Annotated in this window: 9 protein-coding genes and 1 pseudogene; 7 read left to right on the top strand and 3 right to left on the bottom strand. The window is 70.2% G+C overall.

What is annotated here, in order from left to right:
• Positions 1-17: 17 nt before the first annotated feature.
• Positions 18-2516, top strand: coding sequence for an ATP-dependent helicase HrpB (hrpB, locus tag AB0I23_RS10645; protein ID WP_359108767.1), 2499 nt, complete (start codon positions 18-20; stop codon positions 2514-2516).
• Here hrpB and AB0I23_RS10640 read toward each other — a convergent pair.
• Positions 2503-2673 (bottom strand): annotated as a pseudogene (locus AB0I23_RS10640) (DUF3068 domain-containing protein); the annotation flags it as partial. The gene hrpB and the pseudogene AB0I23_RS10640 sit on opposite strands and share 14 nt — an antisense overlap.
• 201 nt (positions 2674-2874) lie before the next feature.
• Complete coding sequence (locus tag AB0I23_RS10635) at positions 2875-4548, bottom strand: lytic transglycosylase domain-containing protein (RefSeq protein WP_359108765.1); 1674 nt, start codon at positions 4546-4548, stop codon at positions 2875-2877.
• A gap of 209 nt (positions 4549-4757) precedes the next feature.
• On the opposite strand from AB0I23_RS10635, the gene AB0I23_RS10630 reads away from it, so the two are divergent.
• Complete coding sequence (locus AB0I23_RS10630; protein ID WP_359108763.1) at positions 4758-5627, top strand: DUF4184 family protein; 870 nt, start codon at positions 4758-4760, stop codon at positions 5625-5627.
• 34 nt (positions 5628-5661) lie between these two features.
• Here the strand turns inward: AB0I23_RS10630 and polA are convergent, their stop codons facing one another.
• Entirely contained in the window at positions 5662-8373 is a 2712-nt protein-coding gene (gene polA, locus AB0I23_RS10625; protein WP_359108761.1) for a DNA polymerase I, read from the bottom strand.
• Positions 8374-8529: 156 nt separating this feature from the next.
• Between polA and AB0I23_RS10620 the strand changes: the two genes are divergently transcribed.
• The 5 genes from AB0I23_RS10620 (at position 8530) to AB0I23_RS10600 (ending at position 16166) form a co-directional block, all read left to right on the top strand.
• Positions 8530-10806, top strand: coding sequence for an FdhF/YdeP family oxidoreductase (locus tag AB0I23_RS10620; protein WP_359108759.1), 2277 nt, complete (start codon positions 8530-8532; stop codon positions 10804-10806).
• 201 nt (positions 10807-11007) lie between these two features.
• Positions 11008-11478, top strand: coding sequence for a PaaI family thioesterase (locus AB0I23_RS10615; protein ID WP_359108758.1), 471 nt, complete (start codon positions 11008-11010; stop codon positions 11476-11478).
• 635 nt (positions 11479-12113) lie between these two features.
• Positions 12114-13331 carry a branched-chain amino acid ABC transporter substrate-binding protein gene (locus AB0I23_RS10610; protein ID WP_359108840.1) on the top strand — a complete coding sequence of 406 codons (1218 nt, stop codon included), beginning with the start codon at positions 12114-12116 and terminating at the stop codon, positions 13329-13331.
• Between the two features lie 100 nt (positions 13332-13431).
• Entirely contained in the window at positions 13432-14361 is a 930-nt protein-coding gene (locus tag AB0I23_RS10605; RefSeq protein WP_359108756.1) for a branched-chain amino acid ABC transporter permease, read from the top strand.
• Positions 14362-14366: 5 nt separating this feature from the next.
• Positions 14367-16166 carry a branched-chain amino acid ABC transporter permease gene (locus tag AB0I23_RS10600; RefSeq protein ID WP_359108754.1) on the top strand — a complete coding sequence of 600 codons (1800 nt, stop codon included), beginning with the start codon at positions 14367-14369 and terminating at the stop codon, positions 16164-16166.
• Position 16167 lies beyond the last annotated feature (1 nt).

Raw genomic sequence — 16167 nt, 5'->3', positions numbered from 1 at the left:
CGTACGACACTGGGGGCGTGATCCGTACCGACGCCCTCGACCGGCTGCCCGTCCGTACCGCCGTGCCCGCGCTCCGGCAGGCACTCGACGACCGGGGTGTCGCGGTGCTCTGCGCACCGCCCGGCACCGGCAAGACGACGCTGGTCCCGCTGGTCCTCGCCGGCCTGGTCGGCGACGGCCCCGCGCGCCGCGTGGTGGTCGCCGAACCGCGCCGGATCGCGGCCCGTGCGGCGGCCCGGCGCATGGCGTGGCTCCTCGGGGAGCAGACCGGGGAGCGTGTGGGGTTCACGGTGCGCGGGGAGCGCGTGGTGGGGCGCGACACGGCGGTGGAGGTGGTGACCACCGGTGTGCTCCTGCAACGGCTCCAGCGCGACCAGGAGCTCGCCGGAGTCGATGTGGTGATCATCGACGAGTGTCATGAACGGCATCTGGACGCGGACACGGTCGCTGCCTTCCTCCACGACGTACGGGAGTCGCTCCGGCCCGATCTGCGGCTGGTCGCCGCGTCGGCGACGACGGACGCGGAGGGGTGGGCGCGGCTGCTCGGCGATGCGCCGGTGGTCGAGGCGCAGGGCGTGTCGCACCCGGTGGAGGTGGTGTGGGCGCCGCCGATGAGGCCGGTCGGGCCGCCGCACGGGATGCGGGTCGACCCGGCGCTGCTGACGCATGTCGCCTCGGTGGTGCGCCGGGCGCTCGCCGAGCGGGACGGCGACGTGCTCTGCTTCCTCCCCGGGGTCGGTGAGATCGGCCGGGTGGCGGGACAGCTGACGGGGGTGCCCGCCGAGGTGCTGCAGGTGCACGGGCGGGCACCGGCGGCGGTGCAGGACGCGGTGCTGGCGGGCTCGTCCGAGGGGCGCCGGGTGGTGCTGGCGACCTCCGTCGCGGAGTCGTCGCTGACGGTGCCGGGGGCGCGGATCGTCGTCGACTCGGGCCTGGCCAGGGAGCCGCGTACCGATCATGCCCGCGGACTGAGCGCGCTGACGACCGTGCGGGCCTCGCAGGCCACCGGGAGGCAGCGGGCGGGACGGGCGGGGCGTGAGGCGCCGGGCGCGGTGTACCGGTGCTGGGAACAGGCGGAGGACGGGCGGCTCGCCCGGTTCCCGTCACCGGAGATCAAGGTGGCCGATCTGGCGGCGTTCGCCCTGCAGGCGGCCTGCTGGGGCGATCCGGACGCGTCGGGTCTTGCGCTGCTCGACCCGCCGCCCGCCGGTGCGATGGGGGCGGCCCGCGAGGTCCTGACGGCCGTCGGCGCGGTGGACGCGGTCGGCCGGGTGACCGACCGGGGCGTACGGATGTCGCGGCTCGGCCTGCATCCCCGGCTCGCCCGTGCGCTGCTGGACGGTGCGGCCGAGGTGGGCGGGCGCCGGGCGGCGGAGGTGGTGGCGCTGCTGAGCGAGGAGCCGCCGCGGGAGTACGGGGACGACCTGGCGGTGGCGCTGCGTACCGCCCGGCGGGGCGGCGACGGCTACGCGGCGCGCTGGCGGCAGGAGGTGCGGCGGCTGTCGTCGTCCCTGGAAGGCGCCCGCGAGGGTTCCGGCGGGGACGACGCCGCCGTCGGCCTGGTGGCCGCGCTGGCGTTCCCGGAGCGGGTGGCACGGGCCCGCGGCGAAGGAACGTTCCTGATGGCGTCGGGGACGGGCGCGGAGCTGCGGGAGGGATCGCGGCTGCGCAGCGCACCCTGGCTGGCCGTCGCGGTCGCGGACCGCCCGGCGCACGCGGCGTCCGCACGGGTGCGGCTCGCAGCCGTCGTCGACGAGGACACGGCGCGGCTGGCCGCCGGGCATCTGCGGTTCGCGGGCGAGGAGGTCCGGTGGGACGGCCAGGACGTGGTGGCCCGCTCCGTAGAACGCCTGGGCGCTGTCGAACTGTCCGTGCGGGCGCTGAAGCAGCCGGACCCCGCGCTGGTGCGGGCAGCGCTCGTCGACGGGTTGCGGCGCGAGGGGCTCGGCCTGCTGCGCTGGACCCGGGAGACCGAGCAGCTGCGCGAGCGGCTCACCTTCCTGTACCGGGAGCTGGGGGTCCCGTGGCCCGATGTGTCGGACGGTGCACTGCTGTCGCGTACCGAGGAATGGCTGGAGCCCGAGTTGTCACGGGCCCGCCGCCGCTCCGACCTGGCCCGCATCGACGCCGGGCAGGCGTTGCGGCGGCTCCTGCCGTGGGCGACGGGCGAGGCGGCCCGGCTGGACGAGCTGGCGCCCGAGCGGATCGAGGTGCCGAGCGGGTCCCGGATCCGGGTCGAGTACGGCGGGGCGCAGCCCGTGCTCGCGGTGAAGCTCCAGGAGCTGTTCGGCCTCACCGAGACACCGGAGGTGGCCGGGGTGCCGCTCCTCGTGCACCTGCTCTCCCCCGCCGGCCGCCCGACGGCGGTGACCGCCGATCTGGCGTCGTTCTGGCAGGACGGATACCGGGCGGTACGAGCGGAGCTGCGCGGCCGCTATCCGAAGCATCCGTGGCCGGAGGACCCGACTTCGGTCGCGGCGACCCGGTACACCTCGGCGCGGCTCAGGCGGGAGTAGGCGCCGGATCCGGGGCGGGTGCGGTCCCCCCGTCCGGCTCCCGGCCGTCCCGCCGCCGGGAGCGCGCCTCCAGCCACAGGGCGAGCGCCAGCAGCCCGGCGGCAAGGTTCAGGAAACCCCGGGGCAGGTACGAGGTGAGCAGCAGGATCAGCGCACGCCCGGGGCCGGGGTGCGTGCGTCGCAAGGCGGAGGGCCGTCCTCGTACTGGACGTACGTGGGCGAGCCCGACAACGCAGCGAGCGTGCGTGCCGGGCGTCGCGGGGCAGGCGGGACTTCCGGCACACGCCCTGAAACAGCCCCTGTGCCGGGCGGTGGCACAGGGGCTGCTTGAGGAGGCGGTACGACTCCGGGCCTGTCGTCAGGCGGCGGGCGCCTCGACGTCGAGCTCGATGACGACGGTGGCGCCGCCCTCGGTGGTCAGGCGGAGCCTGTACGTGCCCGTGGTGTCGTCGGCGTAGATCTTCGGGAGCGTCAGAGTGCCGTCGGCGCCGGTCTTCAGGTCCGTCAGGGTGCGGACCGTGTTGCCGTCCGCGTCCATGAAGTACGGGCCCTTGTCGTTCTCCACCGGCGCGTCCCCGTCGGTGATCATCGTGGCGGTGACGGCGACACCGGACGCGACCGCACCCTTGTACGTGGCCCTGACCGCGACGGTGTCCGCGAACTCGGCGCCGGGGGCGGTGGTCAGCGCCTTGTCGTCGGTCCTGGCGATCGCGTCGGCCTGCCGCGCCGTCACGGTCGCGGTGTACGCGACAGCCGGCAGCGAACGGCCGGTGGCGATGGCCCGGACCGTGAACCGGCCTGTCTTCTCGCCCGCTTGCAGCACCGGAGCCGTCACCGTGCCGTCGGCGCCGGTGACCAGGGTGACCGAGCTCTTCCCGCCCTCGAAGCGGGCGTCGGTGTCACCGGCGATGGTGAACGTGACGGACACCTTGGCGAGCGGGCCGCCCAGGCTGTTCTTCGCCCGCACCGTGATCCGTTCGGCGAACGCGTCGCCCGCGGTGGCGGTCAGCTTGCCGGTGCCCGCGTTCTCCATGGAGCCGAGGGTCTGCGGCGGCTTCGGCTCGGGGCTCGTCGAACCGCCGCCCGGCTTCGAAGGCTTCGAGTCCGGCTTCGAGTCCGGCTTCGAAGGCTTCGTGTCCGGCTTCGGCGGGGGCGGGGTCGGCGACGGGGATGTGCCGGGGTTCGGGCTCGGGTCCGTACCACCGCCGAGGGGCGGCGGGACGACACCGGTGCCGTCGGGGATCTCGTGCGTGCCGCGCCTGTAGTAGTCGAACCAGGAACGGACCGTACGGAGGTATTCGTTCGAGTGGTTGTAGCTGAGGACCGCCCGGTCGAGATCGGCCGCCACCGCGAGGTCGCGCGAGCCGGCGCAGAGATAGCGCCCGGCGGCGAGCGCGGCGTCGTAGATGTTGTTGGGGTCCTTGCGGCCGTCGCCGTTGCCGTCCTGACCCCATGTCGCCCACGTCGACGGGATGAACTGCATCGGGCCGACCGCACGGTCGTGCGTCGAATCCCCGTCGTACGCCCCGTTGTCGGTGTCCTTGATCATGGCGAAGCCCTGGCCGTTGAGGACCGGGCCGAGAATCGGGGAGAACGTGGTGCCGTTCGCGTCGACGCGGCCGCCGCGGGCCTGGCCGGACTCGACCTTCCCGATCGCGGCGAGGAGCTGCCACGGCAGCCGGCAGGCCGCGTCGGTGTCCGCGAGAGACCGCTCGGCCCTCTTGTACGCGGCCAGAACCGAAGCCGGTATACCCGATTGCCCACCGCCGGTGATCGGCAGATTCGTCGACGTACCAGGCTTGTCGGGGCTGACCAGCGGGGGCAGGTCCGTGTAGTACGGCGAGTTGCCGGTGGCCGCGGGGTCGTCGGACGATGCGGAACCGGCGGACGGCTGGTCACCACCGGTGCCGCCGCCGTCCGATGCGAGGACCGCGCCGGGGCCCTGCGAGGCGGCGAGCGCCGCCACAGCAACCGCGGCCACCGCAGTGGTGGTCGCCCCTCGGCGCAGTCGGCGGCCGAATTGCGCTGCCATACGTCTGGTCCCTCCCCGTCGACGGCTGCCCGCGCTCCCCAGCGCGAGGACTCAGGCGACCCTACGGCAACTTGTGCCGCTCGAACACAGGGACCTGACCGATCCTTACCGGTATTTCACGTTGTGGACCGCAAGTTGTACGGCCCGCGTCGACTGTGCATCGGAAGGGCACGGGATCAGCGCCCACGTACTCGCGCATACTTGCCGCCATGCCGTTCACCCTGAGCCATGCCGCCGCCGTCCTCCCGGCGATCCGCCGGAACGGCACCGCGCGCGGGCCGCTCCTCGCCTCGGCGCTGGTCGCCGGTTCGTTCGCCCCCGACATGACGTACTACGCGGACACGGCGGTCCCCGGCGCGATGGAGTTCGGGGAGGTCACCCATGCGGCGTGGGGTGTGTTCACGGTGGACGTGCTCATCACCGCGGCGCTCGTGACGCTGTGGCTGCTGCTGCGCGAACCACTGGTGGCACTGCTCCCGCGGCCCTGGCAGGGGCGCGTGCACACCTTCGTACGACGAGAGCGGCGGGGCCCACGGGGCGCACGGGACGGCGCCTGGTTCGTCCTGTCGGCGGTCCTCGGGGCGGGCAGCCATGTGGTGTGGGACGCGTTCACCCATCATGACCGGTGGGGCACCCGGCTGGTCCCGGCACTCAGTGGGAGCGCCGGTGGATTCCCGGTGTTCCAGCTTGTGCAGTACGGCAGTTCGGCCGTGGCGCTGACCGTCCTCGCCTGGTTCACCGTGTCCGGGCTGCGGCGGACCGGGACCCGGCCCGTCCCGCCGTCCGTCCCCGTCCTCGACCGCCGGGACCGGTGGTACGCGGGCGCTCTGCTGAGCCTCTGCGTGCTGCTCGGCGTCGTCCACCGGTGCGCCCGCTGGTACGCCTGCTTCGGGCACATCGACACACCATTGGACATCATCCCGACCGCCTGCTTCGGCGCCGGAGCCGGGCTGGCGGCCGGCCTGGTGCTGTACGGGGTGTGGATCCGGCTCCGCGAACGGAAGGGGAACCGGCCGCACCCCGGAACCGGGGAGCCGGGCCGCCGGACGGACCTGATATCGAGCCCGCCCGGCGACTGAGCACCGTACGACCGCCGGGACCACCCCGCTCGCGTCAGTGCGCGGCGGACTCCCAGTCCGTCCCCACGCCGACCGACACATCCAGCGGGGCACGCAACCGCACCGCCGTCGACATCTCGTGGCGCACGATCTCCTCCACCCGCTCCCGCTCGCCCTTGGCGATCTCCAGCACGATTTCGTCATGGACCTGGAGCAGCATCCGGGACTTCAGCCGCGCCTTCGTCAGCGCCCGGTCGACCTGGAGCATGGCGACCTTGACGATGTCCGCCGCCGTGCCCTGGATCGGCGCGTTCAGCGCCATCCGCTCCGCCATCTCACGACGCTGCCGGTTGTCGCTGTTCAGGTCCGGAAGGTAGCGGCGGCGCCCGAAGACCGTCTCCGTGTAACCGGTGGACCGCGCCTCCTCCACCACCCGGTGCAGATAGTCACGGACTCCGCCGAACCGCTCGAAGTACGTGTCCATCAAACCGCGCGCCTCACCCGCCTCGATGTTCAGCTGCTGCGACAGACCGAACGCGGACAGTCCGTACGCGAGCCCGTAACTCATCGCCTTGATCTTGCGGCGCATCTCCGCGTCGACCGCGGACTTGTCGACACCGAAGACCTGCGAGGCGACCGTGGTGTGCAGGTCCTCACCGGACATGAACGCCTCGATCAGCCCCGCGTCCTCGGACAGGTGGGCCATCACCCGCAGTTCGATCTGGCTGTAGTCGGCCGTCATCAGCGTCTCGAACCCGTCGCCTACGACGAACCCGCGACGGATCGCCCGGCCCTCGTCCGTCCGGACCGGAATGTTCTGCAGATTGGGGTCGGTCGACGACAGCCGGCCGGTCGCCGCCACCGTCTGGTTGAACGTGGTGTGGATACGGCCGTCCGCCGCGATCGTCTTGACCAGACCCTCGACCGTGACCCGCAGCTTCGCCTGCTCACGGTGGCGCAGCATGATGAGCGGCAGGTCGTGCTCCGTCTGCACCGCCAGCCACGCCAGCGCATCCGCGTCCGTCGTGTAGCCCGTCTTCGTCTTCTTCGTCTTCGGCAGCCCCAGCTCACCGAAGAGAACCTCCTGAAGCTGCTTGGGCGACCCGAGGTTGAACTCGCGGCCCACCGCCGCGTGCGCCTCCTTGACCGCCTGCTGCACCGCACCGGCGAACTGCTGCTCCATGCCTTCCAGATGCTCCCGGTCCGCCGCGATGCCGTACCGCTCCAGGCGGGCCAGCAGCGCGGACGTCGGCAGCTCCATGTCGTGCAGCAGATCGGCGGCGCCGACCTCCTTCAGCCGCACGGTGAACGCGTCGCCCAGATCCAGGACCGCACGGGCCTGCGCCATCAGCGCCTCGGCCTCCGCCTGGTCGTCCGCACCGAACGCCAACTGCCCGTCGGACGCCGCCGCGGGCGCCAGCTCCCGGCCCAGGTACTCCACCGACAGGGCGTCCAGCGCGAAGGAACGCCGGCCGGGCTTGACCAGATACGCGGCCAGCGCCGTGTCCATCGTGACGCCGCCGACCTGCCAGCCGTGCTCCGGGAAGACCCGCATCGCACTCTTCGCGTTGTGCATGACCTTCGGCTGCCCGGCATCCGCGATCCAGGCGGCGAACGCCCGCTCGTCCGCCTCGTCGAGCCGCGCCGGGTCGAACCACGCCGCCGCCCCGTCCCCCGCGGCCAGCGCGATCTCCGTGACACTGCCGGTGCCCAGCGCCCACGTGTCCACCGGGGCGACACCCAGCGGCTGCCCGCTGTGCTCGGCCAGCCACGGCGCGAGCTCCCCCGCACCCAGCACCGCACCGTCCAGCTCGATGCCCGCGGCAGGCGCCGGCGCCTCGTCCTCCGCAGCCCCCGGGTCCACGGCCAGCAGCCGCTCCCGCAGACTCGGGTTACGGATCTCCAGCACATCCAGCACACCCGTGACCGCCGAGCGGTCGTACGGGGCACGCTCCAGATCCTGCGGAGCCTTCGACAACTCCACATTCCGGACCATTTCGGTCAGCCGCCGGTTCAGCTTCACGGACTCCAGATGGTCCCGGAAATTCTGCCCGGCCTTCCCCTTGACCTCGTCGGCACGCGTGACCAGCTCGTCGAACGAACCGAACTGGTTGATCCACTTCGCGGCGGTCTTCTCACCGACCCCCGGGATACCCGGCAGATTGTCCGACGGGTCCCCGCGCAGCGCCGCGAAATCCGGATACTGCTGCGGCGTCAGCCCGTACTTCTCCTCGACCTTCTCCGGAGTGAACCGCGTCAGCTCCGACACACCCTTCGTCGGGTACAGCACCGTGACGTTGTCCGTGATCAGCTGGAACGAATCCCGGTCACCGGTGACGATCAGCACCTCGAAGCCGGCCGCCTCCGCCTGCGTCGCCAGCGTGGCGATCACATCGTCCGCCTCGAAACCGTCGACCGCGAAACGATCGGCACGCATCGCGTCCAGCAGCTCGCCGATCAGCTCGACCTGCCCCCTGAACTCGTCCGGCGTCTTCGAACGGTTCGCCTTGTACTCAGGGAACTCCTGCGAACGCCACGTCTTGCGCGAGACATCGAAAGCCACCGCGAAATGCGTGGGCGCCTCGTCGCGCAGCGTGTTCGCCAGCATCGACGCGAAGCCGTACACCGCGTTCGTCGGCTGCCCCGCCCCGGTCGTGAAATTCTCCGCAGGCAGCGCAAAGAACGCCCGGTACGCCAGGGAATGCCCGTCCATCAGGAGCAGGCGCGGTCGGTTGTCTGCCGTCTTCTTCGATGCCGTCTCAGCCACGCCCCCGATCCTGCCACGGACCACCGACAATCCGGACCGCGCACAGCTCACCGAGTACCCGTCCCACGCCGCGTGACACGATCGACGGCGAAGGAAGCACAGGAACACACGCAGCGACACCCCGCAGGTTCGCAGCTGGCTCAAAGGGGAGCAGACATGGCCACCAAGCCGCCCACCAGTGACCCGGTCCAGGACGCACCGCACGTCGAACCGGCCCAGCACGCCGCCGCCGGACTGCCCGCCGTCGCCCACAGTCTGCGCATCGCCCAGCAGCAGATGGGCGTCCGCCGCAGTGCCCGGACCCTCCTCAAGGTCAACCAGAAAAACGGCTTCGACTGCCCCGGCTGCGCCTGGCCCGAGGGCGACGAACGCCACACCGCCGAATTCTGCGAGAACGGCGCCAAGGCCGTCGCCGAGGAAGCCACCCTGCGCCGCGTCACCCCCGGCTTCTTCGCCGCCCACCCCGTGGTCGACCTGGCCACCCGCAGCGGCTACTGGCTCGGCCAGCAGGGCCGCATCACCCAGCCGATGTACCTGCCCGAAGGCGCCGACCGGTACGAGGCAGTGACCTGGGAGCACGCCTTCGAGATCATCGCCGGGGAAATGCGCGCCCTCGGCTCCCCCGACGAGGCGCTCTTCTACACCTCGGGCCGCACCAGCAACGAGGCCGCGTTCCTGCTGCAGCTGTTCGCCCGCGAATTCGGCACCAACAACCTGCCGGACTGCTCCAACATGTGCCACGAGTCCTCCGGCTCCGCCCTCACGGAGACCATCGGCATCGGCAAGGGCAGCGTCTCCCTCGAAGACCTCCACCAGGCCGACCTGATCATCGTCGCCGGACAGAACCCCGGCACCAACCACCCCCGGATGCTCTCCGCCCTGGAGAAGGCCAAATCCGCAGGCGCCAGGATCATCTCGGTGAACCCGCTGCCCGAAGCCGGCCTGGAGCGGTTCAAGAACCCGCAGACACCCCAGGGAATGATCAAGGGCACCGCCCTCAACGACCTCTTCCTGCAGATCCGCATCGGCGGCGACCAGGCCCTCTTCCGGCTCCTCAACAAGATGATCCTGGAGACCGAAGGCGCCGTCGACGACACCTTCGTACGCGAACACACCCACGGATACGAGGAATTCGCCGCCGCCGCCCGCGCCGCCGACTGGGACGAGACCCTCACCGCCACCGGACTCGACCGCGCCACCATCGAGCAGGCCCTCACCATGGTCCTCGCCTCGAAGCGCACCATCGTCTGCTGGGCCATGGGCCTCACCCAGCACAAACACTCCGTCCCCACCATCCGCGAAGTCGTCAACTTCCTCCTGCTCCGGGGCAACATCGGACGGCCCGGCGCCGGAGTCTGCCCCGTCCGCGGCCACTCCAACGTCCAGGGCGACCGCACCATGGGCATCTTCGAACGACCCGCCCCCGAATTCCTCGACGCCCTCGACAAGGAATTCGGCATCACCTCACCACGCCACCACGGCTACGACGTCGTCCGCTCCATCCAGGCCCTCCGCGACGGCGACGCCAAGATCTTCTTCGCCATGGGCGGCAACTTCGTCGCCGCCACCCCCGACACCACCGTCACCGAAGCCGCCATGCGCCGCGCCCGCCTCACCGTCCACGTGTCGACCAAGCTCAACCGCTCGCACGCCGTCACCGGCACCCGCGCCCTGATCCTGCCCACCCTCGGCCGCACCGACAAGGACACCCAGGCAAGCGGCAAGCAGTTCGTCACCGTCGAGGACTCCATGAGCATGGTCCACGCCTCCCGCGGCAACCTCACCCCCGCAAGCCCCCACCTGCTCTCCGAACCCGCCATCGTCGCCCGCCTCGCCCGCGCCGTCCTCGGCCCGGAATCCACCACCCCCTGGGAAGAGTTCGAAAAGGACTACGCGACGATCCGCGACCGCATCTCCCGCGTCGTCCCCGGCTTCGAGAACTTCAACGCCCGCGTCGCCCGCCCCGGCGGATTCACCCTCCCGCACCCCCCGCGCGACTCCCGCCGCTTCCCCACCGCCACCGGCAGGGCCAACTTCACCGCGGCACCCGTCGAGTACCCCGAACTCCCCGAAGGCAGACTGCTGTTGCAGACCCTGCGCTCCCACGACCAGTACAACACCACGATCTACGGCCTCGACGACCGCTACCGCGGCATCAAGGGCGGCCGCCGCATCGTCATGGTCAACCCAGACGACGCCCGCACCCTCGGCCTCACCGACGGCGCCTCCACCGACCTCGTCAGCGAATGGAAGGACGGCGTCGAACGCCGCGCCGCCGGCTTCCGCATCGTCCACTACCCCACCGCCCGGGGCTGCGCCGCCGCCTACTACCCCGAGACCAATGTGCTGGTCCCGCTCGACTCCACCGCCGACACCAGCAACACCCCCGCGAGCAAGTCCGTCGTCGTCCGCTTCGAGAACATCAAGGGGTAGAACGTCCAACGTCCGGGGACGGAACATCCGGGTGCGGAACGTCCGGGTGCGGAACGTCCGGGTGCGGAACGTCCGGGAGCAGGACATCCGGAGAGAATCCGCACACCCAACCCACTAAGCGTTCGCTCAGTCGTCTGATAAGAACGATATGCACACAGCAAGAGAACGACGAACCACCGCAGACGATCGGAGCCGGACCCCATGGGCGAGCACACCGCACCCAAGTTCCCCCAGGAGATCATCGACGAGTACGCCACCCTCGGCGTCGACCTGCCCGCGCTCTTCTCCGCCGGACACCTCGGCGAACGCATGGGCATCCAGATCGTCGAAGCCTCCGCGGACCGCGTCGTCGGCACCATGCCCGTCGAAGGCAACACCCAGCCCTACGGACTCCTGCACGGCGGCGCCTCCGCCGTCCTCGCCGAAACCCTCGGCTCCGTGGGCACCATGCTCCACGGCGGCGCCACCAGGCTCGCCGTCGGCGTCGACCTGAACTGCACCCATCACCGAGGGGTACGAAGCGGACTCGTCACCGGCACCGCCACCCCCGTACACCGCGGCCGCTCCACCGCCACCTACGAGATCGTCATCACCGACGAACAGGACAAGAGGGTCTGCACCGCCCGCCTCACCTGCCTGCTCCGCGACGCCCCCAAGGCTGCCGCCGCCTGACCCATCGACACCGAAACACACCCCTGCCCGGCCGGACCACAAATCCGGTCGGGCAGAGTCATATCCACCCACAACAACCCGCCTGCACAAGACCGTTGAACAACATCCACACCCAACGCCCTTGACCCCGCAACCCCTTGTATGGCCCACTCGGCAGCCACACGCAGCCCACGGACAGCACAGGGCGTCGACCACACACCCCTTCGGCGTAACACTGCGTAACAAGCGCGCAATACCGGAGCGCCGCCGGGCAGCACACAGAACCCGGCCCCGCAGACACCGGGCGCCCCGTCGCGCCCTCACACCCCCCACCGCGTGACAGCACCAAGATCGCTTCAAGCCCCTTAGCAGAGCTGCGCGTTCTCAGAATGCGGTCACTTCACCGTCCAGCAAAAAGCCGTACATGTCCCCACAGCCACCTCAAGCCTTCCTCAACGGCATAACAAGACAGTCACATCCTCCGCCGACCCATCCCCGACCCCGCCACCTGCGCCTAGAGTCACGGCCAGTCACCGCGCCGCCGGGCGCGTCTGCAGCACGGCCCTGTACCAACCCAGTACGGCCCGGCGAACGACACGGCACCTCAAGCAGAGGAGGCCGCGCCAGGGAAAGGACTTTTCGTGCGACACCGTTCTTTGCTCATCCTCACCACAGTGCTCACCACAGGAGCACTGACGCTCACCGCCTGCGGGTCGCGCGACGACAGCAAGAACAGCAGCAGCGGCGGCGGCGGCAACCAGACCGTCGTCATCGGCGTCGACGCGCCCCTGACCGGCGACCTCTCCGCCCTCGGCCTCGGCATCAAGAACTCCGCCGACCTCGCCGCCAAGACGGCCAACAAGGACAAGACCGTCCCCGGCATCACCTTCGAGGTCCAGCCGCTCGACGACCAGGCGCAGCCCTCCGTCGGCCAGCAGAACGCCACCAAGTTCATCGACAACAAGAAGGTCCTCGGCGTTGTCGGCCCCCTGAACTCCGGCGTCTCCCAGTCGATGCAGAAGCCGCTCAACGACGCCGGCCTCACCCAGATCTCCCCCGCCAACACGGGCACCGAGCTGACCCAGGGCGACAACTGGAAGACCGGCGACAAGAAGCGCCCCTACAAGACCTACTTCCGCACCGCCACCACGGACCAGATCCAGGGCGCCTTCGCGGCGAAGTACCTCTTCAACAACGCGAAGATCAAGCAGGTCTACCTGATCGACGACCAGAAGCCCTACGGCGCCGGTCTCGCCGCCTCCTTCAAGGCGACGTTCACCGAGCTCGGCGGCAAGATCGCCGGCTCCGACCACGTCAACCCCGACGACCGCGACTTCAACGCCGTCGTCACCAAGGTCAAGAAGTCCGGCGCCAAGGCCGTCTACTACGGCGGTGAGTACCCCGCCGGCGCACCCCTGAGCCAGCAGCTCAAGGACAGCGTCCAGATCCCCCTCATGGGCGGCGACGGCATGTACAGCGCCGACTTCATCAAGCTCAACAAGAAGGCCCAGGGCGACATCGCCACCTCCGTCGGCAAGCCCGTCGAGGAGCTCGACTCCGCCAAGAAGTTCATCGCGGACTACCAGGCGGCCGGCTACAAGGACGCCTACGAGGCCTACGGCGGCGGCACCTACGACGCCACCTGGGCCATCATCGAGGCCGTCAAGGCCGTCGTCGCCGCCAACGACGGCAAGCTCCCCGACGACGCCCGCGCCAAGGTCCTCGAGGCCGTCGGCAAGGTCAGCTTCGACGGCGTCACCGGCCCCGTCTCCTTCGACGAGTTCGGCGACACCACCAACACCATGATGACCGCCTACCAGGTCGACGGCGGCAAGTGGGTCTCCAAGCTCAGCGAGGCCTACAAGAAGGACTGACCAAGCCCTCCCGGTCACACAAAACAAACCAGGCCGCGCGGGAGCGCTACCAGCGCTCCCGCGCGGTGCCATATCCGAACCACTCCACGGAGGCCCTGCGGTGAACGAACTGCCGCAACAGCTGGCCAATGGACTCATCCTCGGCGCGATGTACGGTCTCATCGCGATCGGCTACACGATGGTCTACGGAATCATCCAGCTCATCAACTTCGCCCACGGCGAGATCTTCATGATCGGAGGCTTCGGAGCTCTCACCGTGTACCTCTGGATGCCGGCCGGCTCCAACCTCCTCGCAATCGTCCCCCTCATGATCATCGGCGGCGTCATATGCTCCGTCGCCATCAGCGTCGCAGCCGAACGCTTCGCCTACCGGCCCCTGCGCACCGCCCCCAGACTCGCCCCGCTGATCACCGCGATCGGACTCTCCCTCGCACTCCAGCAGGCCATCTGGAAGTGGTACCCCGACGCCACGAAGGACCACCCCTTCCCCCAGTTCAAGGGCGACGCCTTCGACATCCTCGGCGCCAACATCCAACGCGGTGACCTCTTCGTCCTCATCGCCGCACCCGTCTGCATGATCGCCCTCGGCCTCTTCGTCTCCAAGACCCGCTCCGGCCGCGGCATGCAGGCAACCTCGCAGGACCCCGACACCGCCAAGCTCATGGGCATCAACACCGACCGCATCATCGTCATGGCCTTCGCCATCGGCGCCGCGTTCGCAGCCGTCGCAGCCGTCGCCTACGGGCTCAAGAACGGCCAGATCGGCTTCCGTATGGGCTTCCTCATGGGCCTCAAGGCGTTCACCGCAGCCGTACTCGGCGGCATCGGCAACATCTACGGCGCCATGCTCGGCGGAGTCGTACTCGGCGTCGCCGAATCCCTCGCCACCGGCTACATGAGCGACGTCCCCGGCATGGACCTCTTCGGCGGCGGCGCCTGGAAGGACGTGTGGGCCTTCGTCCTCCTCATCATCGTCCTGCTGCTCCGGCCCCAGGGCCTGCTCGGCGAACGCGTCGCGGATCGGGCGTGATACGGATGACCACCCACACCACACCGGCCCGGGACACGCTCATCCCACTGCCCACCCCCGTCGCCCGCGCCCTCACCGCCGCAGGCGCCGCCATCGCCCTCGTCGGCACCTTCCTCGCCTGGACCTGGACCAGCGACTTCCCCGGCGACCTCACCGTCACCGGCTACCCCGGCGGCCTCCAGATCCTCACCCTCACCAGCGCCGCCCTCACCCTCCTCTTCGTACTCAGCGGATACGGAATCCGAGGACTCGGCTGGCTCACCCCCGGCGGCACCAACAGCCCCGTCCGGCTCCTCGCCCTCGGCACCCTCGGCACCACCGGCTACACCATGGGAGCCATCGCCTACGAGCTCGGCGGCGTCGTCAACCTCGAACCCGGCGCCTGGGTCAGCGGCATCGGCGCACTCATCGCCACCATCGCCGCACTCGCACTCCCCAGCGACGAACCGCTCCCCCAGCACGAACCCCGGCCCGGCGCCTGGCAGCGCTTCCGCAACAGCCTCAACGCACCCGCGGCACCCCGCGCCAGAACACTCCCCGCCTGGGCCGAAATCCTCATCATCACCGCGGCCTTCGGCGCCATGCTGTACGTCTTCACCTACGGCATCGACATCCCCACCGAAGAATCCGAACAGTTCATCGGCTTCCTCATCACCGCAGCCTTCGCGTTCACCGCAATCACCCGCGCCGGACTCATCTCCCGCATCACCGCGCTGACCACGAAGCACCGCAACGTCGCCCTCACCGCAGCCCTGGTCGCAGCACTCTGCTTCCCCTTCACCCAGGACACCGCGGAATACGCCCTCATCGGCGTCAACATCCTCATCTTCGCGACCGTCGCCCTCGGCCTCAACGTCGTCGTCGGCCTCGCCGGCCTCCTCGACCTCGGCTACGTCGCCTTCCTCGGCGTCGGCGCCTACGCCGCGGCCCTGGTCTCCGGCGCACCACTCTCCGCCATCGGCGTCCACTTCCCCTTCTGGGCCGCCGTCCTCACCGGAGCCGCAGTCTCACTCGTCTTCGGCGTCCTCATCGGAGCCCCGACCCTCCGACTGCGCGGCGACTACCTCGCCATCGTCACCCTCGGCTTCGGAGAGATCTTCCGCGTCACCGTCAACAACCTCAACGGCAACAGCGGACCCGACCTCACCAACGGCTCCCAAGGCATCCCCAGCATCCCGGACCTCAACCTCCTCGGGATCGACTTCGGACTCAGCCACGACATCGGCCCCTTCACCCTCAGCAGGCCCGCCAACTACTACCTGCTGATGCTCGTCGTCACCGCCGTCGTCGTCCTCGTCTTCCGCCGCTCCGGAGACTCCCGCATCGGCCGCGCCTGGGTCGCCATCCGCGAAGACGAAACCGCCGCCACCGCCATGGGCATCAACGCCTTCCGGCTCAAGCTCCTGGCTTTCGCCCTCGGCGCCACCCTCGCCGGCCTCGCCGGCACCGTCCAGGCACACGTCAACTACACCGTGACACCCGAGCAGTACCAGTTCGCCGGCTCCGTGCCCCCGAACTCCGCCTTCCTGCTCGCCGCCGTCATCCTCGGCGGCATGGGCACCCTCAGCGGACCCTTCGTCGGCGCGGCACTGCTCTACCTCATCCCGGCCAAACTGCAGTTCATGAAGGACTACCAGCTGTTCCTCTTCGGCATCGCGCTCATCCTCCTGATGCGCTTCCGCCCCGAAGGCCTCGTCGCCGACCGCAGGAAACAGCTCGAATTCCACGAGAACGACCCGATCGACGTACCGGAACCACGGCAGTCCGAAGAAACCGGCGCCGGCATCGCCAAGGCGGGGGCGTGAC

Origin of the sequence: Streptomyces atratus (assembly GCF_040655115.1) — a bacterium.
GTDB lineage: Bacteria > Actinomycetota > Actinomycetes > Streptomycetales > Streptomycetaceae > Streptomyces > Streptomyces atratus_D.
The sequence above is the reverse complement of the archived record's forward strand: the minus strand, read 5'-3'. Positions and strand labels throughout refer to the sequence as shown.

What these genes read in the sequence shown, in the direction of transcription:
- AB0I23_RS10635 (WP_359108765.1), bottom strand. Translation starts at nt 4,548, where the DNA reads ATGGCAGCGCAATTCGGCCGCCGACTGCGCCGAGGGGCGACCACCACT.
- AB0I23_RS10630 (WP_359108763.1), top strand. Translation starts at nt 4,758, where the DNA reads ATGCCGTTCACCCTGAGCCATGCCGCCGCCGTCCTCCCGGCGATCCGC.
- AB0I23_RS10620 (WP_359108759.1), top strand. Translation starts at nt 8,530, where the DNA reads ATGGCCACCAAGCCGCCCACCAGTGACCCGGTCCAGGACGCACCGCAC.
- AB0I23_RS10615 (WP_359108758.1), top strand. Translation starts at nt 11,008, where the DNA reads ATGGGCGAGCACACCGCACCCAAGTTCCCCCAGGAGATCATCGACGAG.
- AB0I23_RS10600 (WP_359108754.1), top strand. Translation starts at nt 14,367, where the DNA reads ATGACCACCCACACCACACCGGCCCGGGACACGCTCATCCCACTGCCC.